20 protein-coding genes are annotated in these 21,476 nt (G+C 67.4%); 5 read left to right on the forward strand and 15 right to left on the reverse strand.

Translation table 11 applies throughout. The features are described from left to right. Positions 1–4 precede the first annotated feature (4 nt). The gene (locus IAE56_RS04325) at positions 5–664 is read left to right on the forward strand and encodes a hypothetical protein (protein ID WP_108768237.1); all 660 of its coding nucleotides are present in this window, start codon (positions 5–7) and stop codon (positions 662–664) included. Here IAE56_RS04325 and map read toward each other — a convergent pair. The 9 genes from map to IAE56_RS04370 all read right to left on the reverse strand — a co-directional run bounded on the left by map (position 661) and on the right by IAE56_RS04370 (position 8,435). After that, positions 661–1,443, reverse strand: coding sequence for a type I methionyl aminopeptidase (gene map / locus IAE56_RS04330; RefSeq protein WP_200751605.1), 783 nt, complete (start codon positions 1,441–1,443; stop codon positions 661–663). The two genes, IAE56_RS04325 and map, sit on opposite strands and share 4 nt — an antisense overlap. A 10-nt stretch (positions 1,444–1,453) precedes the next feature. After that, the gene (locus IAE56_RS04335; protein WP_043396626.1) at positions 1,454–1,666 is read right to left on the reverse strand and encodes a ParD-like family protein; all 213 of its coding nucleotides are present in this window, start codon (positions 1,664–1,666) and stop codon (positions 1,454–1,456) included. A gap of 67 nt (positions 1,667–1,733) precedes the next feature. Continuing rightward, the gene (locus IAE56_RS04340) at positions 1,734–2,093 is read right to left on the reverse strand and encodes a VOC family protein (RefSeq protein ID WP_108768238.1); all 360 of its coding nucleotides are present in this window, start codon (positions 2,091–2,093) and stop codon (positions 1,734–1,736) included. Between the two features lie 107 nt (positions 2,094–2,200). Next, positions 2,201–3,328, reverse strand: a complete 1,128-nt coding sequence (locus tag IAE56_RS04345) for a metallophosphoesterase (RefSeq protein WP_200751606.1) — start codon at positions 3,326–3,328, stop codon at positions 2,201–2,203. Between the two features lie 138 nt (positions 3,329–3,466). Beyond that, complete coding sequence (locus tag IAE56_RS04350) at positions 3,467–5,629, reverse strand: TonB-dependent siderophore receptor (RefSeq protein WP_234455874.1); 2,163 nt, start codon at positions 5,627–5,629, stop codon at positions 3,467–3,469. 66 nt (positions 5,630–5,695) lie between these two features. After that, entirely contained in the window at positions 5,696–5,995 is a 300-nt protein-coding gene (locus tag IAE56_RS04355) for a DUF3325 domain-containing protein (RefSeq protein WP_108768240.1), read from the reverse strand. Further along, positions 5,992–7,578, reverse strand: a complete 1,587-nt coding sequence (locus tag IAE56_RS04360) for a PepSY-associated TM helix domain-containing protein (RefSeq protein WP_200751608.1) — start codon at positions 7,576–7,578, stop codon at positions 5,992–5,994. The genes IAE56_RS04355 and IAE56_RS04360 overlap by 4 nt, the downstream gene beginning before the upstream one ends. Next, on the reverse strand, positions 7,575–7,910 hold the full coding sequence (locus IAE56_RS04365; protein ID WP_200751609.1) for a hypothetical protein: 336 nt from the start codon (positions 7,908–7,910) through the stop codon (positions 7,575–7,577). Before IAE56_RS04365 ends, IAE56_RS04360 begins: the two co-directional genes overlap by 4 nt. Positions 7,911–8,006: 96 nt before the next feature. After that, on the reverse strand, positions 8,007–8,435 hold the full coding sequence (locus IAE56_RS04370) for a helix-turn-helix domain-containing protein (RefSeq protein ID WP_200751610.1): 429 nt from the start codon (positions 8,433–8,435) through the stop codon (positions 8,007–8,009). 82 nt (positions 8,436–8,517) lie between these two features. On the opposite strand from IAE56_RS04370, the gene IAE56_RS04375 reads away from it, so the two are divergent. Next, positions 8,518–9,687 (forward strand): MFS transporter, encoded by a 1,170-nt coding sequence (locus IAE56_RS04375; RefSeq protein ID WP_200751611.1) that lies wholly within the window; start codon positions 8,518–8,520, stop codon positions 9,685–9,687. Between the two features lie 12 nt (positions 9,688–9,699). Here IAE56_RS04375 and IAE56_RS04380 read toward each other — a convergent pair whose 3' ends face one another. Further along, positions 9,700–10,623: a hypothetical protein gene (locus IAE56_RS04380; protein WP_200751612.1), complete on the reverse strand. Its 924-nt coding sequence runs from the start codon at positions 10,621–10,623 to the stop codon at positions 9,700–9,702. Between the two features lie 220 nt (positions 10,624–10,843). On the opposite strand from IAE56_RS04380, the gene IAE56_RS04385 reads away from it, so the two are divergent. Beyond that, positions 10,844–11,821: a cation diffusion facilitator family transporter gene (locus IAE56_RS04385; protein ID WP_200751613.1), complete on the forward strand. Its 978-nt coding sequence runs from the start codon at positions 10,844–10,846 to the stop codon at positions 11,819–11,821. A gap of 99 nt (positions 11,822–11,920) precedes the next feature. Here IAE56_RS04385 and nfi read toward each other — a convergent pair whose 3' ends face one another. Then, on the reverse strand, positions 11,921–12,610 hold the full coding sequence (gene nfi / locus IAE56_RS04390; protein WP_200751614.1) for a deoxyribonuclease V: 690 nt from the start codon (positions 12,608–12,610) through the stop codon (positions 11,921–11,923). 94 nt (positions 12,611–12,704) lie between these two features. Here nfi and gpmA point away from each other — a divergent pair, with 94 nt between their 5' ends. Beyond that, positions 12,705–13,454, forward strand: a complete 750-nt coding sequence (gene gpmA, locus IAE56_RS04395; protein WP_200751615.1) for a 2,3-diphosphoglycerate-dependent phosphoglycerate mutase — start codon at positions 12,705–12,707, stop codon at positions 13,452–13,454. A 108-nt stretch (positions 13,455–13,562) separates the two neighbouring features. Here gpmA and IAE56_RS04400 read toward each other — a convergent pair whose 3' ends face one another. Next, complete coding sequence (locus IAE56_RS04400; RefSeq protein ID WP_200751616.1) at positions 13,563–14,024, reverse strand: hypothetical protein; 462 nt, start codon at positions 14,022–14,024, stop codon at positions 13,563–13,565. Positions 14,025–14,165: 141 nt separating this feature from the next. Here IAE56_RS04400 and IAE56_RS04405 point away from each other — a divergent pair, with 141 nt between their 5' ends. After that, on the forward strand, positions 14,166–16,259 hold the full coding sequence (locus IAE56_RS04405) for a M13-type metalloendopeptidase (protein ID WP_200751617.1): 2,094 nt from the start codon (positions 14,166–14,168) through the stop codon (positions 16,257–16,259). 296 nt (positions 16,260–16,555) lie between these two features. On the opposite strand, the gene IAE56_RS04410 is transcribed toward IAE56_RS04405, so the two are convergent. From IAE56_RS04410 to mfd, 3 genes are all read right to left on the reverse strand, one after another. Further along, entirely contained in the window at positions 16,556–17,146 is a 591-nt protein-coding gene (locus IAE56_RS04410) for an HD domain-containing phosphohydrolase (RefSeq protein ID WP_108768250.1), read from the reverse strand. A 144-nt stretch (positions 17,147–17,290) separates the two neighbouring features. After that, complete coding sequence (locus tag IAE56_RS04415; RefSeq protein WP_108746258.1) at positions 17,291–17,806, reverse strand: hypothetical protein; 516 nt, start codon at positions 17,804–17,806, stop codon at positions 17,291–17,293. Between the two features lie 85 nt (positions 17,807–17,891). Further along, on the reverse strand, positions 17,892–21,356 hold the full coding sequence (mfd, locus tag IAE56_RS04420) for a transcription-repair coupling factor (RefSeq protein WP_200751618.1): 3,465 nt from the start codon (positions 21,354–21,356) through the stop codon (positions 17,892–17,894). Between the last annotated feature and the right edge of the window lie 120 nt (positions 21,357–21,476).

Below are 21,476 nucleotides of genomic sequence, written 5' to 3' on the forward strand. Positions count from 1 at the left end.
TTCCATGAAAGACAACCTGCAACTCCTCCTGGCCCATCTCGGCCGCACGTTCCTGTTCGGCCTGATGATGGCCATTCCGCCGGCTCTGGCCTGGCTGGATATCCATTGGCTGGGCGACGCGGTGGGTGAGTGGTCGCTGGTTGAGCTGACCCAGGAAGGCTTCCTCGCGGCGAGTGTCGCCGCCTTCGTACGTCTGGCCGTGCGTCGCGCCGACGATCGCCGCTTTGCCGTGCTTGCCGCGGCGCTGTTTGCCTGCATGTTCGTGCGCGAGATGGATGAAGCGCTGGATCTGATCGCACACGGATTCTGGAAATATCCCGTGGCGGTGATGGTGGCCGGTTCGCTGGGCTGGGCCAGCCGTGACTGGCGCAGCACACTGCAGGGGCTGCTGCGGTTCCTGACCTCGCGAGCAGGCACGGTGATGACCATCGGCCTGGTGCTGCTGCTGGTGTATTCGCGATTGATCGGCATGACCTCGCTGTGGTCGGGCCTGCTCGGCGACCAGTACATCCGCGTGTTCAAGAACACCATCGAGGAAACCACCGAGCTGCTGGGCTATACCTTCATCCTGGCCGCCAGCGTGGGCTACGTGGCACAGCGCGTGCGCGAACCGCTGGCAGCGCGGCGCGCACAGGCGCAGGCGCTGCAGCAGCGGATGCTCTAGGCCGCATCAATCGCGCACAGCGGCGTTTCGTCCGGGCGCAGGGTCAGCACGCGCACGCCCTGCGCGGTCACCGCCACGGTGTGCTCGAACTGCGCCGACAACTTGCCGTCGCGCGTGTACACCGGCCATTCGTCCGGCAACTGGCGGATGGCCGGTTTGCCCTGGTTGAGCATCGGTTCGATGGTGAACACCATGCCTTCCTGCAACTCGAGGCCGGTACCGGCGTGGCCGTAATGCAGGATCTGCGGGTCTTCGTGCATTTCCTGGCCGATGCCGTGCCCGCAGTATTCCTTCACCACGCTGTAGCCGTGGCTGCGTGCATGGCGGGCGATGGCATGGCCGATGTCGCCCAGGCGCGCGCCGGGGCGCACTGCGGCAATGCCCTTCCACATGGCCTGGTAGGCCACGGTCACCAGCTTGCGCGCGGCGTAGTCGACCTCGCCCACCAGGTAGGTGGTGCTGGAATCGGCGATGTAGCCGTTCTTTTCCAGGGTGATGTCGAGGTTGACGATCTGCCCGCTGCGCAGCACGTCCTCATGGCTGGGCACGCCGTGGCAGATGACGTTGTCGATGGAGGTGTTGAGCACGTACGGAAAACCGTACTGGCCCTTGCTGGCCGGCCGGGCGTGCAGTTCGTCGACGATCATCCGCTCGACGAAGTCGTTGATGTCCATCGTGCTGCGGCCTTCCAGCGGCAGGGCGTCGAGCGCGGCGAACACCTGCGCGAGCAGGCGCCCGGACTCGGCCATCAGCGCGATCTCGTCGGGGCGCTTGACCATGGCCATCGGCTCAGGCCTGCCCGGGGGCCAGCAGCGGCGGCTGCACGCCGGCCGCGCGCAGTTCGCTGGCGACGATGTCCTGGAAGCTCAGGGTCGGGTTCAGTTCGCACAGCATGCCGACCCGGATCCAGAAGTTGGCCTGGGCGTTGATGGACCGGCTGGAGACGGTGCAGGCACGACGCAGCTGGTCGTGCAGGGTGTCATCGATGTTGACGATGCCCATGGCGGACTCTCGAGAGGGAATATATGAAGCGTATACGTTTCATATATTCCACTCAAGTCCGCGCCGTTCAGTCGCTGTGGGTGGCAAAGCGCAGGCGGTTGCCGTCAGGGTCCACCAGCAGCATCTCGCGGGTACCCCAGTCGGTATCGTGCGGTGGCTGCAGGATGGGCACGCCAGCGGCGCTGAAGGCGCGGAACACCGCGTCCACGTCATCGACCTTGAAGTACACCGCGCCGCCGGGCTGGCAATCGCCGGCATGCTCGCTGAGGAACAGGGTCTGGCCCTCGCGGGTGAGCTGGGCGAACAGCGGCATGCCCGCGCCGAAGCGATGCTCCCAGTCGACGGCGAAGCCCAGGCCCTGCACGTAGAACGGCAGGGTGGTGTCGGCGTGCAGCATGCGCAGCTGCGGGATGACGGTCTGGGACATGGCGGCGGTTCCTGATGGGTAGAGTCGAGCTTGCTCGACTCTCCGATCAAAAGCAGTCGAGCACGCTCGACTCTACCAAGGCCAATGGCGGTTGAGCTTGCTCGGGGTCAGCCATCGATGCCCGGCACGCCTTCGGCCAACGGCACGCGCGTACCGTCCAGCAGGCCGCGGCTGAGCGTGCCGTTCTCGATGAACAGCAGCTCGCCGTTCTCGCCGTTCTTGATGCTGCTGTCGATGGCGATCACGCGGCCACCATGGAAGGTGCTGACGTGCGGCATCGAGGTGTGGCCGACCACGATGCGCTTCAGGTGCAGCTGGTCGAGCACGGCCTGCACGCCGTTGCTGTCCAGCTGGCCATCGAAATAGCCGCGGTACCAGATCGGGCTGGTCTTGCCGTCGTACAGCGGCGCGGTGGCCGGGTCTGCCTTCACCTCGGCCTTGGGCGTGCCCAGCGAGGCCTGGTAGGCGGCATTGGTGGTGGCCGGGTCCAGCGCCAGCTGCACCGCCTCGGGCGAGATGCCGCCGTGCAGGAACAGGGTGTCACCGATCTTCAGCAGCACCGGACGGGTGCGCAGCCACTGGCCGATCACCGAATCGCCTGCATACAGCTGCGGGTAGCTGCGGCCCAGCAGCTGGGCGCTGCGCAGGTACTTGGGATTGACGTAGCGCAGGTCGTCGTAGAGCACCATGGTTTCGTGGTTGCCGAGCACGAAGTGCACCGCGCCGCCGGCCGCCGCGGCCTGCTGCTGCAGCCCGTACAGCAGCCAGAACGCCTCGGTCACCTGCGGGCCGCGGTCGAACACATCGCCGGCGATCACCAGGGTGTCCTTGCCCAGCGCCCACTGGTCCTGCGCGTCGATCACCTTGTTGGCGCGCAGCAGCCGCACCAGAAGGTCGTACTGGCCGTGGATGTCGGACACCGCAACGATGCGCGGCGTGGCCGGCAGCACCGACACCGAGGGCGCCACCGGCGGCAGCACGTGCACGCTGTGGGCGTAGCCGCACTGCGGGGTGAATTCGGTGCCTTCGGCATCGGCCGGGAGGGTGCGCATCTGCACCTGGTCGCCGCAGATCCACTTCGCCCGCAGCTGGTCGCCGACGCGGAACACGTAGGGACCATCGGCGTCGACGTGCTCGGCCGGCGTGGCCACCTCGCGCGCCTGCAGCGACGGCGCGCCCAGCAGGGCCAGCGGCAACAGCAGCAGGGCGGGGTGGAGCAGGCGGCGGTGCAGCATGGTGGGTTCCTCGGCGGGCAACAAAAAAGGCGGGCCCGAAGGCCCGCCCCTGATGCTACGCCGTTGCCGACCCAGGCAGCATGCGCCGAAGGTGGGGGTCACTGTGCGGAATCGGGTGCCCGACGCCGCGCGGCGCCATCAGAACTTCGCGCGCAGGTTGAACAGCACGCGGCGCGGTTCGCCCCAGTAGCCCGCGTTGAAGAAGCCGACGTTGCGGTAATAGACCTTGTCGAACAGGTTGGTGACGGTCACGCCCACGCTCAGGTTGTCGTTGATGCGGTAGCGGCCCATCAGGTCGAACAGCACGTAGCCGCCCTGGCTCATCCTGCCGGTGGCGGTCACCGGGGTGCCGTTGGCATTGAATCGGCCGGTGGGGATCGGCTGCATCTGGTAGATCTCGCTCTGCACGCTGAAGCCGCCGCCAACCGTCCACTGGCCGTGGCTGTAGGTGGTGTTGAAGCGCGCCAGGTGCATCGGGCTGGTGCTGGCGAAGCGGCTGCCATCGGGGTTGCTGCTGTAGCTGTAGGTGTAGCCGCCGGTCATGCTCCAGTGGTCGGTGATCGAGCCGGACACTTCGAACTCGCCGCCTTGGGTCGTGATGCCCTTGCTGGCGATGTAGGGCGAGCTGCCATCGGGCAGCTTGATCTCGCCGCCGTTCGGGTCGAGCTCGGCCACGTTGTCCTGCTTCATGTAGAAGCCGTTCAACGAGGTGTACAGGCGGCCGCCGAAGAATTCACCCTTCAGGCCGTACTCGTAGTTGCCGCCGGTGGTCGGGTCGAGCAGCTGGTTGTTGATGTCGCGGCGCGCGGTGGCCTGGAACACGTCGGAGTAGCTGACGAAGGCGGTGATGCTGCTGCTGAGGTCATACAGCACGCCCACGTACGGGGTCAGCTCGTGCGCGGTGGTGCGCGCGCTGCGGCTGGTGAATACACCGTTGACGTCGTAGTTGTCGGTGGTGGTGCGGTAGTCGGAGTAACGCGCACCGGCGATGATCTTCAGCGGGTCGATCGGGTTCAGGCGCACGGCGGCGTAGTAGCCGGTCTCGGTGGTGTTCACCGTGCTGGACGGAATGCCGTAGTTGTAGGTGGTCGGCTTGCCGATGTTGCCATCCCACTCGTAGATGCTGGGGAAAGCGTTGACGTTGTACGGGCGCGAGGTGATGCCGGCGCGGATGGTGTCCAGGTCGCGGTCGTAGTGGTTGATGCCCACGACCAGCTCATGCGAACGGCCGAACAGCTGGAACGGCCCGGAGGCATACAGGTCGAACGCATCCTCGCGCGTCTCGGACACCGAATAGGTATCGGCGATGCGCAGGCCCAGGCCGGTCACTGCATCGGCCCAGTTGCCGGTGTTGGAGCCGGCCAGCAGCAGCGAGTCGGTGTCGGTGGCGCGGTGGTTGTAGGCCAGGCGGCCGCTCCAGCCGGCGCCGAACTGCTGTTCGAGGGTGGCGAAGTAGTTGGTGCTTTCGCGGTTCCATTCGTTCCAGCGTGCCGCGGCGCTGTAGGAGCGCGGCATGTGCGCGCGCGTGCCATCGCGGAAGTACAACGGCGAGGCGCTCCACGCACCGCCATCGGAGCCGGTCTTCAGGTAATCGATGCCGGCGCGCAGGCGGGTGCTGTCGGTCAGGTCGGCTTCGATGACGCCGTACAGGCTGGGCGACTTGTCATGCTGGAAGCGCACCCAGCTTTCCTTGTCGGTGTAGGCGCCGACGAAGCGCCCACGCACGCGGCCGCCCTTGCTGAGCGGGCCGGAGACATCCACTTCGGCACGCTTGTAATCCCACGAACCGGCGCTGAGGCTGGTGCTGGCCTGGAAGGTCTCGGTCGGGCGCTTGCGCACCATGTTGACCGTGGCCGACGGATTGCCAGAGCCGGTGACCAGGCCGCTGGCGCCGCGCACCACTTCGATGCGCTCGTAGATGGAGGTGTCGCTGAGGATTGAGTTGCCGCCCGCACCGGTGGTGTAGTTGGTGGGGATGCCATCGAACATGAAGTTGTTGATGGCAAAGCCGCGCGCGTTGAACAGCGTGCGGTTGCTGTCGTAGGACTGGATGGTGACGCCCGGGGTCTGCTGCAGCACCTCGGAAATGGTGATGAGGTTGAAATCCTCGATGCGCTGGCGGGTGAACACGGTCAGCGACTGCGGCGTTTCGCGCAGGGTCAGCGGCAGCTTGGTGGCGGTGTTGGTGCCGTAGACCTGGTAGCCCTCGGTGCGCTGGGTGACCATCACCCGGTCCAGTTCGGTGGTGGTCGGCGCGCTGTCCTGGGCGAAGGCCGGCGCGACGGCGCAGGCGAGCGACAAGGCGAGGGCGTTCCGGCGCAGGGCGCCAGAGGAAGGCTGATACATGGTGGAACCTCGGTTTCTGGATCAGGAACGGGAAGACGGGCGTGGCGCCGGCTTGGCCGGGCTGCGGAAACTGAGCCAGAGCACCATCGCCCCGGCACCGGCGGCGAGCACGCCGCACCAACCAACAAATCCCTGTGCAATGCCCCAGGCGGCGATGCTGGCCAGCAGGCTGGCGAGCAGCCCCAGCACGCCCAGCACCTGCAGCAGGCGACGGCGCGAGGTGGGCGGCGCATGGCCGGCCACATCGCGGTGATGGCGTTCCATCGCCATCGCCAGGCAGGCGAAGGCGGCGGCGGCCAGCAGCAGGGCGAGCACGCTCATGCGCCGGCCTCGGCAGCGGCGGGGGCGCCCGCGCGTGCGGCGCGCGGCTTGCGCTGCGCCGGCACGAAACGATGCACCTTGCGTGCGGCCCACAGCAGGCCGGCGCCGATCAGCAGCAGGCCGATATCGATGCCGGCCTTGGCACCATCACCGGCAGCAAGCGCGGCTACCGCGCCACCCTGCCAGGCGACCAGGTTGTACAGCGGCAGGCCCAGGGCCAGCACGCCGGCCAGCGCCAGCTGCTCGACCCAGCCGCGACGCGGTGCGCGCAGCATGGCGTGCACCACGCAGGCCGCCCAGGCGTAGAAGAACACTTTCACTTCGGCATCGCTGCGGTTGGCCACGTCCAGCGGCAGCAGGCGGTTGCCCCAGAGGAAGGCGAGCATCGCCACCGGCAGGCCGGTGACGAAGCCGATGTTCAGGCGTTCGACGATGCGGAAGCCAAGGTGCGGACGCGCCGGATCGGGCAGCTGGGTGCGGCGTTTCACCGTCCACAGCACCAGCCCGGTGGCCACCATCAGGGTGCCGGCCACGCCGGACAGGAAGAACAGCCAGCGCATGGTGGTGGGCGCGAAGCGCGCTGCATGCAGGCCGATCATGCCGTCGCGGGTGATGACCGCGGCCGAGCGCGGTGCAGCGGCATCCAGCAGGTTGCCGCGCGCATCGAAGCTGAGCGCGTCGGCGGCGCCGGCAATCTGGTCGCCCTGCTGGCGACGCACGCTGATGCGCATCGCCGCATCGGAAGGATGTTCGATCTGCAGCGAGGCCGCATGACCGCCACCCCATTGCACTTCCGCACGGCGCAGCACCTCGGCCAGCGCCGGCGGCGTCGCGGCCACGCCACTGGCCTCGGCCTTCTCGGCGCGCGGGAACAGTTCGGCGAAGAACGCATCGCGGCCGCCGGGGTAGTTGGCATCCACCGCCCACGGCATGTACAGCGTCATCAGGGTGATCAGGCCGGTGTAGGTGATCATCAGATGGAACGGCAGCGACAGCACCGCCAGCGCGTTGTGGCCATCCAGCCAGCTGCGCTGGCCCTTGCCGCGACGGAAGGTGAAGAAGTCGGTGAAGATCTTCTTGTGGGTGATCACGCCGCTGATCAGGGCGATCAGCATCAGCATCGAACACGCACTGATGAACCAGCGCGCCCACAGCACCGGCACGTAGTGCAGGTCGAAGTGCAGGCGGTAGAAGAAGTTGCCACCGCGCGTCTCGCGCACCTGCACCGGCTTGCCGTCTGCATCCAGCGTGGCCTGGTTCGGATTGCGCTGGCCGCGGCGGCGTTCCTTTTCGCCCTGCGGCTGCCAGCTGACCGAGGTCGCGCTGCTGCGTGCGTCGGGCAGCTCGATGCTCCAGCGCTGTGCGTCGGGCGCGGTGCGGACAAGGAACTGCTGGGCCTGGGTGACCGCGGTTGCGCTGCTGGCGGGCAGGCCGATTTCCGGCTGCATCCAGCGGGTCAGTTCTTCCTTCCAGTACGCGGCGGTGCCGGCGATGAAGATCAGGAACAGCACCCAGCCGACCACCAGGCCCGACCAGGTATGCAGCACCGACTGCGATTGGCGGATGCCACCGAGATTGCTCATGCCACACCCCCGCGCAGCAGCCAGGCCAGCAGCGCGCCCAGACCACCGGCAAGCAGCAGGCCCAGCGTGGCGCGCAGGGTGCTGCGGGCTGCATAGGCCCAGATGGCGGCCAGCGCATAGACCACGAACGCGGCCATGGTGGCGACCAGGGTGGCATCGGCCTTGGCGCCGGGCAGCAGGCGCGCCAGTGCGGCGGCCCAGCACGCGGCCACGGCGTACCCGCCCAGCAGGCCGAGCAGGCCACGGGCCCACAGCAGGGCATGGCCGCTACCGCGCGGCACGCGCTTGGCCGGCGGAGCGCCGGTGGCAGGAGAGGAGGAAGATGCGGCCATGGCCGATGTCAATAGGAATCGTATGCAATTGCGAGCGAATGCTATTTGACACCGGTAGCTGTGTCGAGTCCCCCATTCGGGGGAGGCGCCCTTCTATCAGAGCTTGCGGACGACCGTCTGCTCGGGGGCGATGGCGTGTCCGGCGGCGTTCTGCGGCTGCATGTGGGGCAGGGCGGCGCCGCTGGTGCGCTCGATCAGGGTGGAGTGCGCTTCGCCGGGGGCGAAACGATGCCGTTCGCCCCATTGGCGCAGGGCGACCAGCAGCGGGAACAGGTCGCGACCGGCGGCCGTCAGCACATAGTCCTGGTAGGCGCTGCCATCGGCCGCTGGCTGCTGCACCAGCAGGCCGGCCTCGACCAGGCGGCGCAGGCGGTCGCTGAGGATGTTGCGGGCCGCGCCGAGGCTGCGCTGGAAATCACCGAAGCGGGTGATGCCATCGAAGGCATCGCGGATGACCAGCAGTGCCCAGCGGTCGCCGAGCAGATCGGCGCTGCGGGCCACGGGGCAGGGGCTGTCGGCATGCATGGCGGGCTCCACCGGGATATCTGGTTGCAGTTTAAAACCAGTGGCGCTACCGTGCATCCAGTTTCAAAATGCAACCACAAAGATGAGCCTCCCCGTATCGCGGCCGCTGCTCGGCCTGCTGGCGGTCGCCGCCAGCGCCAGCGTGGCCAATGTCTACTATGCGCAACCTCTGCTGGAACGGCTGGCCCAGGCCTTCGCCCTCGACACGGCCGTGGCCGGCGCGGTGCTGGCGGCTACCCAGGCCGGCAGCGTGCTGGCCCTGCTCGGGCTGTTGCCGCTGGCCGACCGTGGCGACCGCCGGCGCCTGCTGCGGATGCAGTTGCTGGCCCTGGTGGCCGCGCTCCTGCTGCTGGCGGCTGCGCAGACGGCGGCGTGGTTGCTGGCCGGCATGCTGCTGGCCGGGCTGCTGGGCACGGCACTCACCCAGGGGCTGATCGCCTATACGGCCCAGCTGGCGCCGGCCGAACAGCGCGGGAGCATGGTCGGCGCCGTGCAGGGCGGAGTGTTCATCGGCCTGCTGTCGGCGCGCGTGCTGTCCGGCAGCGTGGCCGCCGTGGCCGGCTGGCGTGCGGTCTACCTGCTGTCCGCCGTATTGATGGCGGCGTTGGCGCTGCTGCTGTGGCGACGCCTGCCGGCCCTCCCGGTACCTGCGCTGCCGCCGTCTTGGCGCGCGCTGCTGGCATCGATGGCCACGCTGCTGCGCGACGACCGCACGCTGCGTGAGCGCGGGCCGCTGGCGCTGCTGTTGTTTGCCGGCCTCAACGTGTTCTGGGCGGCGGTGCCGCTGCCTCTGTCGGCGCCGCCGTTGCACTGGTCCACCGCTGCGATCGGTGCACTGGGGCTGGCCGGCATCGTCGGTGCGCTGCTGGCGGCCCGGGTCGGCCACTGGATGGATCGCGGTTTCGCCGTGCGCGTCAGCCTCGCTGCGCTGCTGCTGATGCTGGCAGCGTGGTGGCCGCTGCTGGGGTTGCCGCACTCGCTGGGGCTGCTGTTGCTGGGCGTGGTGCTGCTGGATCTGGGCGGGCAGGCACTGCATGTGTCCAACCAGGCGCTGCTGCTGCGCGCACCGGTTGAACAGCATGGACGCCTGGTGGCGTTGTACATGCTGTTCTACGCGGTCGGCAGCGGCGCCGGTGCAGCGGCCGGCACCTGGGTGCAGGCACGCCACGGTTGGAACGCGGTGTGCCTGCTGGGTGCCGGCATCGCGGCGTTGGCGCTGCTGTGGTGGGCGCGCTGTCGCCTGCGCCGCTAGCCCTGCGGCCGCTTACTTCACCTGGCGGCAGTCGCGCAGGTGGATGCCGCCGGTGTCGATGCTGTCGACCACGCCTTCCAGCTTCACCCAGTCTTCCAGGCGCAGGGTGGCACCCAGGGCGCGCTGATCGTTGGCCAGTGCGCAGTGCACGGTGAAGTTGGCGTTGTTGTCGCCGGACGACTGGCGCCCACCGATGCCACCGATGCCCTTCATCTTGGTCACCAGGTAGCCGACTTCGAAGGTCTTGTTGATGTTGTTGGCCTGGGCGGTATACACCTGCCCATCGATGATGAAGCGGCGCCCGAAATACTTCACGAACATCGGCTGGTACAGCGAATCGGTATCCGGCAGCGGGCCATCGGAGAACAGATTCTTCAGCGGCATCGTGTTGATGTTGCGCTGCAGTTTCTTCGCTTCCTTGCCCAGCACGGTGGACATGCCCACGGCGGTGGCCGGGGTTGGCTTGTCAAAGCCGCTGGAAATGCGCACGGCCTCGGCGATGGCCTCGCCTTCCTTGCCGGTCTTGAGCTGGTTCAGCCAGCCACAGAACGCGCCGCGCACGTCCTCATCCTTGGCCGTCTGCCCACGGGCCAGCTTGGTGCCGACCAGCACGGTGCCCTTGTTGCTGATGGAAACCGCAGTCACCAGCGGCACCTTCAGATCCGTCTGCATGACATACATCTGGCCTTCGGTCTCGGTGAAGACATCACCGCTGACGAAGTTGTTGCCTTCATCCAAGGCCAGCTTGCGCAGCTGGCCCAGGCCGCTGCTGGGCTTCAGGCCGGGGATGGTGACTTCGGTGAGGTAGGTCTGGCCGTTGCGCGGGTCACCGACCGATTTGAAGTTCTGTTCGCAGGTGGCCGCGGTCGCGCTGGCGGCGGCGCCCAGGGCGCAGGCTGCGGCGAGGGTGACGGGGAGAGTCCTTCTGTTCCACATGTGGCCGGTTCCTTGTGCTGGGAGTTCCATCTGGGGGCCGCGGCGTCCGGCGGCCCGCCCCGTGGTGGCGGGGGTGCCGGCCATCATAAAGGGCTTGGCGTGACAGGCAAAACGACGCCTGGCCGCGCGCCGTGGTTCTGTCGCTGCAATGTTATAAACGGCGTAATAGTCTCCCGCGCCCGCCGCGCGTAGTCTGACCGCATTGCACAGGAGCTTTGCCATGGGTCATGACCACGACCACCTTCCATCTGAAATCCGCCACGAGAAACCCTTGTGGTGGGCGCTGGGCCTGACCACCACGTTCCTGGTGGTGGAGGTGGTGGGAGCGTTCTGGACCAACAGCCTGGCCCTGCTGTCCGATGCCGCGCACATGGCCACCGATACGCTGGCGCTGATGATCGCGCTGGTCGCGGTGCGGCTGAGCCGGCGCCCACCCGATGCACGACGCACCTACGGCTATGCCCGCCTGGAAGCGCTGGGCGCGATGATCAACGGCGCGATGCTGTTCGTGGTGGCCGGCTACATCCTGTGGGAAGCCATAGCGCGCTTCCGCCAGCCGCAGGAGATCGCCTCCACCGGCATGCTGGTGATCGCGGCGATCGGCCTGGTCATCAACCTCATCTCGATGCGGCTGCTGCAGGCCGGCAGTGGTGAAAGCCTCAACGTGAAAGGCGCCTACCTGGAAGTGTGGGCCGACATGCTCGGCTCGGTGGCGGTGATCGTCGGCGCGCTGCTGATCCGCTGGACCGGCTGGAAGCCGATCGACCCGATCCTGGCCGTGCTGATCGGCCTGTGGGTGCTGCCGCGCACCTGGGTGCTGATGCGCGAAGCGATCAACGTGCTGCTGGAAGGCGTGCCCAAGGGCACCGACGTGGCCAAGGTGCGCGCGGGCCTGTCCGCGCATGCGGCGGTGGTGGACGTGCATGACCTGCATGTGTGGGCACTGGCATCGAGCACCCCGGCGCTGACCGCGCACGTGGTGATGCGCGAGGGAACCGACGCCGACGCACTGCGCCGCGAACTGGGTGCGCGCCTGCACGAGGAATTCGGCATCGACCACGTGACGCTGCAGATCGAGGCGGATCATTGCGGCGAAGCGTGCGGGCAGCCAGTGAAGCACGCGCATGACCATGACCATAACCATGACCATGACCATGACCATGATGCGCAGGGACATCATGGCCACGTGCACCGATAAAAAGTCCTGACTGCGTCGCGTCGGCTGGGTAGAGTCGACTGCTGGTCGACTGCTCTTGGCGGAAAGCCCCGAAAATCCCGCGCTGCGCGCGATAGTCGACTAGCAGTCGACTCTACCCTCATCGCGGCGCGAAGCCAGCCGGTCGGCCAGCCGCGTCGGCTCGGGCAGCCGATAGCCACGCAGCGTGCGCTGCACCCAGGCCAGCGCGGTATCGGCGCTGACCCGGTGGCCGCCAGCCACGAACAGCGGCCTGCAGCGGGCCTTGCTGCGCAGCACCCAGCCCAGCGGCTCGTCGCCGTCCAGCAGCGGCGTATGCGCGCCGGGCTCGGCGCCGGGTTCTTCGAAGCGGCCCACCAGCTTCGACTTCGCCACGCCGATAGTGGGCAGGTGGGTCACTACGCCCAGGTGTGACGCCACGCCCAGCCGCCGCGGGTGGCTGATGCCATGGCCATCGACGAACACCAGGTCCGGCGTGCGCGGCAGCTGTGCCAACGCGGCCAGCAGGGCCGGCAGTTCGCGGAAACTGAGCAGGCCGGGGATGTAGGGCATGACCGTGGGAATGCGTGCGATCTCCTGCGCCACCGGCTGCAGGGTGCGGGCATCCAGCAATACCGCTGCGGCGCGGGTGGTGGCGCCGTCATCCTCGAAGCCCACGTCCAGCCCGGCCAGCCAGCGCACCGTGCGCGGCAGGCGGTCCTGGCGCTCCACGCGGCTGGCCAGCTGCCGCTGTTGTTCGCGGGCGTCGGCGACGCTGCCTTGCCAGCGCCCGGGGTCGATCACGGTCTTCATCGGCCCGCAGCATGGCATGGCCGCCGCCACGGCGCGGTGAGCGCCGGCGGGGCTACAATGGCCGCCTGCCTTTCCTCGCGTTGGAGATCCTGCAGTGACCCGTAAACTCGTACTGTTGCGCCACGGCCAGAGCCAGTGGAACCTGGACAACCGCTTCACCGGCTGGGTCGATGTCGATCTGACCGACCAGGGCCGCAGCGAGGCCGCCAACGCCGGCCGCCTGATGCGCGAAGAAGGCCTGCAGTTCGACGTCGCCTACACCTCGGTGCTCAAGCGCGCCATCCACACCCTGCAGGGTGCGCTGGCCGAACTGGGCCAGGACTGGCTGCCGGTCAACAAGTCCTGGCGCCTCAACGAGCGCCACTACGGCGGCCTGCAGGGCCTGGACAAGGCCGAGACCGCTGCCAAGCACGGCGAGGACCAGGTCAAGGTGTGGCGTCGTTCGTACGACATCCCGCCGCCGCCGATGGAGCTGGAAGATCCGGGCCACCCGATCCACGACCGCCGTTACGCCGGCCTGGACCGCAATGCACTGCCGGGTACCGAATCGCTGGCGACCACGCTGGACCGCGTGCTGCCGTACTGGCACGACGCCATCGCGCCGCAGCTGAAGGACGGCAAGACCGTGCTGGTCACCGCGCACGGCAACTCGCTGCGCGCGCTGTACAAGTACCTCAACAACGTCTCGCGCGAGGAAATCCTCGAGCTGAACATCCCGACCGGCATCCCGCTGCTGTTCGAACTGAACGACGACCTGACCGTGAAGTCGTTCCGCTACCTGGGCGACCCGGAAGCCGCCCGCAAGGCCGCTGAAGCCGTGGCCAACCAGGGCAAGGCAAAATAAAGCAGAAGGCCGGCGCAAGCCGGCCTTTCCATTTGTAGAGTCGAGCCTTGCTCGACTGCCGCTGTCGCAACCCAGTAGAGCCACCCCATGGGTGGCTGCATCTGTCCGCTACGAAGATCGCAGCAGGCGCATCTTCGGCGGCTGCAATGCAGCAATGTCGATGACGTGGTCCTGGCATATCAGCTGATAGTGCGCGAATGGGCCGGGGTAACGGCTATCAGCGAAGGTGGCATGGTCCAGATAGTCGAGGAACTTCGAACGGCTGTAGCGGCGGAACAGGTTGCCGCTCCAGTCTTCGGAGTCGTCCCCGCTCTGGTAGCACTCGTTGTGCACGACATAGCTGATGTAGTCATCCCATACCAGCTCGAAGCGCTGCGAATCGGAGGTTATCTCTATCGCGCGCACGCCATCGATCCAATGTCCCTGGCCGAGATCCACCCGGCGGGGCTCTCCTGTCACCCGTCCCTCCTCGATGACCAGCCGCAGACAGTTGGCCTCCGGTTCGCCAATATCCGTCAGGAACAGATAATCGCAGCCGTCAAGCGCCAGTAGCAGCGCAGTTTCGTCCATGGGCGCGAGTTCCGGTGATCGGGAAGACAAGAATACCGGCATGTAGTTGGTTGGCGATGCCACGGCCCCTGTGACCTTTGGCCGGTCCCCCACGCCGCCGCGGCCGCTACGCTGGACGATTCGCCGTCGGAGAGAGACTCCATGAACGTCCGCAACCTGGTCCCGCTGGGCCTGACCATCGCCATCGCTGCGTCGCTGGCTGCCTGTGGCAAGAACGAAACCGCGCCGGCCGCCACTGCCGATGCCAAGCCGGCCTTCGATCAGTCGCAGATCAAGACCCCGCTGATCTCGCTGAACAGCGCCGACCTGGATCCGTCCATCGCCGCCTGTACCGACCTCAACGGCTTCGTCAACAGCAAGTGGCTGAAGGCCAACCCGGTACCGGGCGACCAGACCACCTGGGGCAGCTTCGAGATTCTGCGCGAGCGCTCGCTGGAAGTGCAGCACGCGCTGGTCGAGCAGGCCGCCGCCAGCCAGGCCAAGGCCGGCTCGGTGGAAGCCAAGATCGGTGACATCTGGAAGACCGGCAACGACGAAGCCAAGATCGAGGCCGCCGGCCTGACCCCGCTGCAGCCGCAGCTGGACAAGATCGCCGCGCTGAACGACACCGCCGCCATCACCCAGTACCTGCGCGACAGCCAGGCCGAAGGCAAGGGCGTGCTGTTCTCGCTGTTCGGCAATGCCGACTACAAGGATTCGGCCAACGTCATCGCCTACGTCGGCCAGGGCGGCCTGGGTCTGCCGGAGAAGGGCTATTACTTCGACGAATCGCAGGCCAAGATCCGCGACGCCTACGTGGCCTACATCGCCCAGGTGCTGACCCTGTCGGGCATGGACGCGGCGCAGGCCGCCGAACAGGCCAAGGCCGTGATGGCCTTCGAAACCCGCCTGGCCAAGGCGTCGATGTCGCGCATCGAGATGCGTGACCCGGCCAAGCGCTACAACCCGCTGAGCGCGGCCGACGCCGACAAGCTGACCCCGAACTTCAGCTGGACCGCGCTGTTCGACACCCTGAAGGTGCCGGCTGCGCAGAAGTTCTCGCTGGCCCAGCCGGGCTTCTTCGGTGAAATGGACAAGATGCTGGCCGACGTGCCGGCCAGCACCTGGCAGGCCTACCTGCGCTTCCACACCGTGGATGACGCATCGCCGTATCTGAGCAGCCAGTTCGAGAAGGCCAACTTCGACTTCTACAGCACCACCCTGCGTGGCCAGAAGGAAATGCAGCCGCGCTGGAAGCGCGTGCTGGAATCGGTGAACGGCGGCATGGGCGAAGCCCTGGGCCAGCTGTACGTCGATGCCGTGTTCCCGGCCGAATCCAAGGTCGCCATGCAGCACCTGGTGGAAAACCTGTCGCAGGCGCTGAAGGCGCGCCTGGAGCAGCTGCCGTGGATGGGCGAGGAAACCAAGAAGAAGGCACTGGAAAAGTGGGCCAGCTTCACCCCGAAGATCGGTTACCCGGACAAGTGGCGTGACTGGACGGGCCTGCAGACCAACGGTGACAGCTACCTGGGCAACATGCAGGCGGCGCGCGCGTTCAACTACCGCTACATGCTGGACAAGATCGGCAAGCCGGTGGACAAGACCGAGTGGGGCATGACCCCGCAGACCGTCAACGCCTACTACAACGCGACCAAGAACGAGATCGTGTTCCCGGCCGCCATCCTGCAGGCGCCGTTCTTCGACGCCAAGGCCGATCCGGCACTGAACTACGGTGGCATCGGCGCGGTCATCGGCCACGAGATGATGCACGGCTACGATGATTCGGGCAGCCAGTTCGCCGCCAACGGCAACTTCGACAACTGGTGGACCGACGCCGACCGCAAGGCCTTCACCGAACGTACCGACCAGCTGGTCGCACAGTTCGACGGCTACGAGTCGGTGCCGGGCGTGTTCGTGAAGGGCAAGCTGACCCTGGGCGAGAACATCGGTGACCTGGGCGGCCTGACCGTGGCCTACGACGCGCTGCAGATGGCGCTGAAGGAAGACCCGAAGGCCAATGTCGAAGTCGACGGTCACAGCCAGGACCAGCGCTTCTTCATGAACTGGGCCACCGTGTGGCGCCGCAACTTCACCGATGGCGAGCTGCGCGTGCGCCTGAACACCGATCCGCACGCACCGGCCAACTTCCGCGCCAACGGTGCACCGTCGAACATGCCGTCCTATGCCGCTGCATTCCAGTGCAAGGCCGGTGATGCGATGGTGCGCGCCGACGGCAAGCGCGTGGTGATCTGGTAATCGCCACGGCGGTTGAATGAGTGCAGAAGGCCCCGCGAAAGCGGGGCCTTTTTTTGCAGGGCCGGCCGGGAATGGGACCCCGGAAATGGACCGCAGGCAATGGAGACAGGGTAGAGTCGACTGCTAGTCGACTATCGCGCGCAGCGCGGGATTTTCGCGGTCTGCGGGAAGAGCGGTCGACTAACAGTCGACCCCACCCAGGCTGGCCGGGCGGTAGAGTCGACTGCTGGTCGACTATCGCGCGCAGCGCGGGATTTTCGCGGTCTGCGGGAAGAACCGTCGACCAACAGTCGACGCTACCCGGCCAGCATGTCGCGGAAACGCCTCAGCACGTACGGGTCAATCAACCCGCCGGCCTGCTCATCGAGGATGCGCAGTACCGCGTCATGCTCCATCGCCTGGCGGTAAGGGCGGGCGCTGGTCATCGCATCATAGGCGTCGACCACGGTGAGGATGCGTGCGCCCAGCGGGATCGACTCGCCGTGCAGGCCATCGGGGTAGCCGCTGCCGTCGTGGGCTTCGTGGTGGGCGCGGATCAGCCGCGCCACCGGCACCGCATCGCTGCGGCCCGTGGCCAGGAAGATGTGTTCGCCGCGTACCGGGTGCTCGCGCATGATCGCGCGATCCTCGTCGGTGTGCCGGCGCGGGCTCAGCAGCACGTCATCGGGAATGCCGATCTTGCCGATGTCGTGGAAGCGCGCGGCCAGACCGACGTGCGCGCGGCTGTCGCTGTCCATGTCGCAGTGCACGGCCAGGCGTTGGGCGAGCAGGCCGACGCGGTCGCAGTGGTGGCGGGTGTAGGCATCGCGCATCTGCAGTGACATCGACAGTGCATCGACCAGGCAGGCATCGGTGTGCAGCAGATCGGGAGGGTTGGAATCAAGCATGGGGGTGGCGCCGCCTTGGCACGCAGAAACAACAAGGCCCGCGTCTGCGGGCCCGGGTGGGGTGGGGTGTTGCATAGGGTAACGCGCGTGGCACGTCGTGCAGGGCCACGCGCGTACCGTGGGCTACGGCATGCGGTGCTGTGTTCAGCCGCTGGTCTGCAGGGTCACGCGGTTGGCCTTGGCGAACGCGTCCTGCGCATCGCTCAGCACCTGCATGTCCTTGTCCATCTTCGTCGTGGCCTGGTCCAGCTGTTCCAGCAGCGGTGCAACCTGTTCTTCGCTGTAACCGTCGGGCAGAGCGGCGATCTGCTCCATCACCGCGAACATGGCAGCGGTACTCTGCACCGAGTCACGCAGGTTCTGGTGCAGCGGCTCAGCATCCTTGCCGTGGGGCAGCTGTTCGATGTGGGTCAGGCGGTTGGTGGCTTCCTGGTGCGCGTTCTTCAGGCCGAAGCGGTACTGCTCCAGGCTCTTGCCGTCCTGCAGGGCGGCATGGAACGCTTCGCCACGCGCGCCACTGGTCCACTGCTCGACGGTATGCACCATGCTGTTCCAGCTGGCGACGTTTTCCAGCAGATAGTCGCGATTGCTCATGCCGCTGTTGCAGGCGGCCAGCAGGCCCAGGCTGGTGGCCAGCAGTAGGGGGGCAAATCGATTCACGCAAACACTCCTTGTCTCGGGCGCAGGTTCGGTAGGTGCCAGCCCATCGCCCGCAACGGGCTGGCACCGGTGGTGCGCGGTGGCGTCAGCGCACCGCCAGGGTCAGCAGCAGCGCACGGGCCGCGTTGAAGCGGTCCTCCGGCAACGGCAGCGGGTGCTTGATGCGCAGCTTGTCCGGCCCTTCCATGGCATACAGGTTCGGCTGCTTCTGGATCAGCTGGATCACCGCCATCGGGTCGATGTTCGGCTTGGATTCGAACACGATGCGGCCGCCGTTCTCGCCCAGGTCCAGCTTGCGGATGCCCAGGGTGTTGGCCTGCAGCTTCAGTTCGGCAATGGCGAACAGGTGCTTGGCCGCATCCGGCAACAGGCCGAAGCGGTCGATCATCTCCACCTGCAGCTCGCGCAGCGCATCGCTGTCACGCGCGCTGGAAATGCGCTTGTACAGAGTCAGGCGGGTGTGCACGTCCGGCAGGTAGTCTTCCGGGATCAGTGCCGGAACATGCAGCTCGACTTCGGCGCCGCGTACTTCATCGCCGGCATCCAGGTCGGGCAGCTTGCCCTGCTTGATGCTGCGCACCGCGCGTTCCAGCAGCTCGGTGTAGAGGCTGAAGCCCACTTCGGCCATCTGCCCGCTCTGGTCCTCGCCCAGCAGTTCGCCGGCGCCACGGATTTCCAGATCGTGCGTGGCCAGGGTGAAGCCGGCGCCGAGTTCGTCCATCGAGGCGATCGCTTCCAGGCGCTTTTCCGCATCCGGGGTGATCGAGCGACGGTCCGGCGCCACCAGGTAGGCATACGCACGGTGGTGCGAACGACCGACGCGGCCGCGCAGCTGGTGCAGCTGGGCCAGGCCGAAGCGGTCGGCGCGGTTGATGATGATGGTGTTGGCGTTGGGGATGTCGATGCCCGATTCGATGATCGTGGTCGACAGCAGCACGTTGAAGCGCTGCTTCTGGAAATCCAGCATCACCTTTTCCAGCTCGCGCTCGGGCATCTGCCCGTGGGCGATGCCGATACGCGCCTCGGGCACCAGCTCGGACAGCTCGCGCTGCATGCGGCCGATGCTTTCCACGTCGTTGTGCAGGAAGTACAGCTGGCCACCACGCGCCAGCTCGCGCTGGAAGGCTTCGCGCAGCAGCGCGTCGTCCCACTGGGTGATGAAGGTCTGCACCGCCAGCCGGTTCGGCGGCGGGGTGGCGATGATCGACAGGTCGCGCAGGCCGGCCATGGCCATGTTCAAGGTACGCGGGATCGGCGTGGCGGTCAGGGTCAGCAGGTGCACGTTGGCGCGCAGCGCCTTCAGTGCCTCCTTCTGGCGCACGCCGAAACGCTGCTCCTCGTCGACGATGACCATGCCCAGGTCCTTGAACTTCACGTCCGGCTGCAGCAGGCGATGGGTACCGACGATGACGTCGATGGTGCCGGCGGCGACCTTCTCCAGTTCGGCCTTGATTTCCTTGGTGCTCTTGAAGCGCGACAGCACTTCCACCTTCAGCGGGTAATCGGCGAAGCGGTCGCGGAAATTGCGGTAATGCTGTTCGGCCAGCAGCGTGGTCGGCACCAGCACCGCCACCTGCTTGCCGGCGCTGGCCGCGGCAAACGCCGCGCGCACAGCCACTTCGGTCTTGCCGAAGCCGACGTCGCCGCAGACCACGCGGTCCATCGGCTGGCTGCTGGCCAGGTCGCGCAGGGTCGCGTCGATGGCGGCCAGCTGATCGGGGGTTTCCTCGAACGGGAAGCCGGCCGCGAACGGTTCGTACATCGCGCGGTCCACCTGCAGCGCCAGGCCGGCACGCGCCTGGCGGCGGGCCTGGATCTCCAGCAGTTCGGCGGCCACGTCGCGCACCTTCTCGGCCGCCTTGCGCTTGGCCTTGGTCCACTGCTCGCCACCCAGCGAATGCAGCGGCGCGGTTTCCGCCGATGCGCCGGAATAGCGGCTGATCAGGTGCAGCTGGGCCACCGGCACGTACAGGCGGTCGCCCTTGGCGTATTCGATTTCCAGGAACTCGCCAGGCATGCCGCCGACGTCCATCGCGATCAGGCCACGGTAGCGGCCGACGCCATGGTCTTCGTGCACGATCGGCGCGCCCTCGGTCAGCTCGCCGAGGTCGCGGATGATGGCTTCCGGCTCGCGGCCGGCACGGCGCGTGCGGCGGGTGCTGCCGGCGCGCTCGGGGAACAGCTGGCGCTCGGTGAGCACCGCGATGCGCGGCTCATCCAGCGCGAAGCCGTCTTCCAGCGGCGCCACGGTGATGGCAAACCGCGCATCGTCGGCGAGGAAGCTGGGCAGGTCGGCCACCAGCGGTGGCTTCAGCTCGGCGGCCTGCAGCACTTCCAGCAGGGCTTCGCGGCGGCCCGGTGAATCGGCGGCGATCAGCACCCGGCCCGGGTAGTGGCCGAGGAAGGATTTCAGTGCATCGCCGGCGGGTGCGTCGCGCGCAGCCACCGGCAGTGGCGGCAGCGGCTGGTCACCCAGCGCATGCGCATCGGCAATGCGTGCGTGTTCGGGCGCCCAGACTTCGATGCGCGCGGCATCGTTCAAGCGTTCGCGCAGCAGTTCCGGCGACAGGTACAGCGACGACGGCGGCAACAGCGGCCGTTCCACATCGTGGCGGCGCTGTTCGTAACGGTCAGCGGTCTGCGCCCAGAAGGCGACGGCCGCTTCATCCGCACCGGTGCACACCACCGGCAGGCTGCCGGCGGGCAAGTAGTCGAACAGGGTGGCGGTGCGGTCGAAGAACAGCGGCAGGTAGTACTCGATGCCGGCCGGGGCCAGCCCGGATTTCAGATCCTGGTACAGCGAGCTGCGCCGGGTATCGACATCGAAGCGCTCGCGCAGCGTGCCCAGCACGCGGGCGATGCTGGCATCGTCCATCGGCACTTCGCGGCCGGGCAGCATGTGCACCGACTCGACCTTGTCCAGCGAGCGCTGGCTTTCCGGATCGAAGGCGCGGATCGAATCGATGTCCTCGTCCAGCAGCTCCACCCGCAGCGGCTCGTCGGCGCCCATCGGGAACACGTCGAGCAGGCCACCGCGCACGGCGAAATCGCCCGGGTCCATCACCTGCGGCACGTTGCGGTAGCCGGCGCTTTCCAGGCGGCGCTTCTCGGCTTCCAGGTCCAGGCGCTGGCCGACCTTCAGGTCGAAGCTGCCACCGATGACGTAGCTGCGCGGGGCCAGCTGCTGCAGCACCGTCTGCACCGGCACCACCACCAGGCCACGCTTGAGCGCGGGCAGGCGGTGCAGGGCGGCCAGGCGCTGCGAAATGATGTCCGGGTGCGGGCTGAAGCGGTCGTAGGGCAGCGTTTCCCAATCGGGGAACGCCACCACCGGCAGGTCCGGATCGGTGCCGATCAGGGTCTGCAGGTCGGCTTCGAGCTGGTTGGCGCCGTGGTTGTCACGGGCGATCACCAGCAGCGGCGCGTCGTGCGCGCGCGCGGCCTGGACCAGGTACCAGGCCAGGGCGGTCGGCGAGGCGGGGGCGCGCCACCAGGCGCGGAGCTGGCCGGCGCGAGGCAACGGCGGGGCGGGGTATGAGGTACGCGACATGGACCGCCGATCTTAGCAGAAGGGTTTGTCGCGACCGTGTGCGCAACGCGGTTGGTAGCGCCGGGCCATGCCCGGCGGATGCCGCACCACCGCTGCGCTCGCCGGGCATGGCCCGGCGCT

This window comes from Stenotrophomonas sp. S41 (genome assembly GCF_016624625.1).
Taxonomy (GTDB): domain Bacteria; phylum Pseudomonadota; class Gammaproteobacteria; order Xanthomonadales; family Xanthomonadaceae; genus Stenotrophomonas.

Excerpts from the sequence above, each read along its gene's own strand:
- IAE56_RS04325 (WP_108768237.1), top strand. The coding sequence starts at position 5 with ATGAAAGACAACCTGCAACTCCTCCTGGCCCATCTCGGCCGCACGTTC.
- map (WP_200751605.1), bottom strand. The coding sequence starts at position 1,443 with ATGGTCAAGCGCCCCGACGAGATCGCGCTGATGGCCGAGTCCGGGCGC.
- IAE56_RS04335 (WP_043396626.1), bottom strand. The coding sequence starts at position 1,666 with ATGGGCATCGTCAACATCGATGACACCCTGCACGACCAGCTGCGTCGT.
- IAE56_RS04340 (WP_108768238.1), bottom strand. The coding sequence starts at position 2,093 with ATGTCCCAGACCGTCATCCCGCAGCTGCGCATGCTGCACGCCGACACC.
- IAE56_RS04345 (WP_200751606.1), bottom strand. The coding sequence starts at position 3,328 with ATGCTGCACCGCCGCCTGCTCCACCCCGCCCTGCTGCTGTTGCCGCTG.
- IAE56_RS04355 (WP_108768240.1), bottom strand. The coding sequence starts at position 5,995 with ATGAGCGTGCTCGCCCTGCTGCTGGCCGCCGCCGCCTTCGCCTGCCTG.
- IAE56_RS04360 (WP_200751608.1), bottom strand. The coding sequence starts at position 7,578 with ATGAGCAATCTCGGTGGCATCCGCCAATCGCAGTCGGTGCTGCATACC.
- IAE56_RS04365 (WP_200751609.1), bottom strand. The coding sequence starts at position 7,910 with ATGGCCGCATCTTCCTCCTCTCCTGCCACCGGCGCTCCGCCGGCCAAG.
- IAE56_RS04370 (WP_200751610.1), bottom strand. The coding sequence starts at position 8,435 with ATGCATGCCGACAGCCCCTGCCCCGTGGCCCGCAGCGCCGATCTGCTC.
- IAE56_RS04375 (WP_200751611.1), top strand. The coding sequence starts at position 8,518 with ATGAGCCTCCCCGTATCGCGGCCGCTGCTCGGCCTGCTGGCGGTCGCC.
- IAE56_RS04380 (WP_200751612.1), bottom strand. The coding sequence starts at position 10,623 with ATGTGGAACAGAAGGACTCTCCCCGTCACCCTCGCCGCAGCCTGCGCC.
- IAE56_RS04385 (WP_200751613.1), top strand. The coding sequence starts at position 10,844 with ATGGGTCATGACCACGACCACCTTCCATCTGAAATCCGCCACGAGAAA.
- nfi (WP_200751614.1), bottom strand. The coding sequence starts at position 12,610 with ATGAAGACCGTGATCGACCCCGGGCGCTGGCAAGGCAGCGTCGCCGAC.
- IAE56_RS04400 (WP_200751616.1), bottom strand. The coding sequence starts at position 14,024 with ATGGACGAAACTGCGCTGCTACTGGCGCTTGACGGCTGCGATTATCTG.
- IAE56_RS04405 (WP_200751617.1), top strand. The coding sequence starts at position 14,166 with ATGAACGTCCGCAACCTGGTCCCGCTGGGCCTGACCATCGCCATCGCT.
- IAE56_RS04410 (WP_108768250.1), bottom strand. The coding sequence starts at position 17,146 with ATGCTTGATTCCAACCCTCCCGATCTGCTGCACACCGATGCCTGCCTG.
- mfd (WP_200751618.1), bottom strand. The coding sequence starts at position 21,356 with ATGTCGCGTACCTCATACCCCGCCCCGCCGTTGCCTCGCGCCGGCCAG.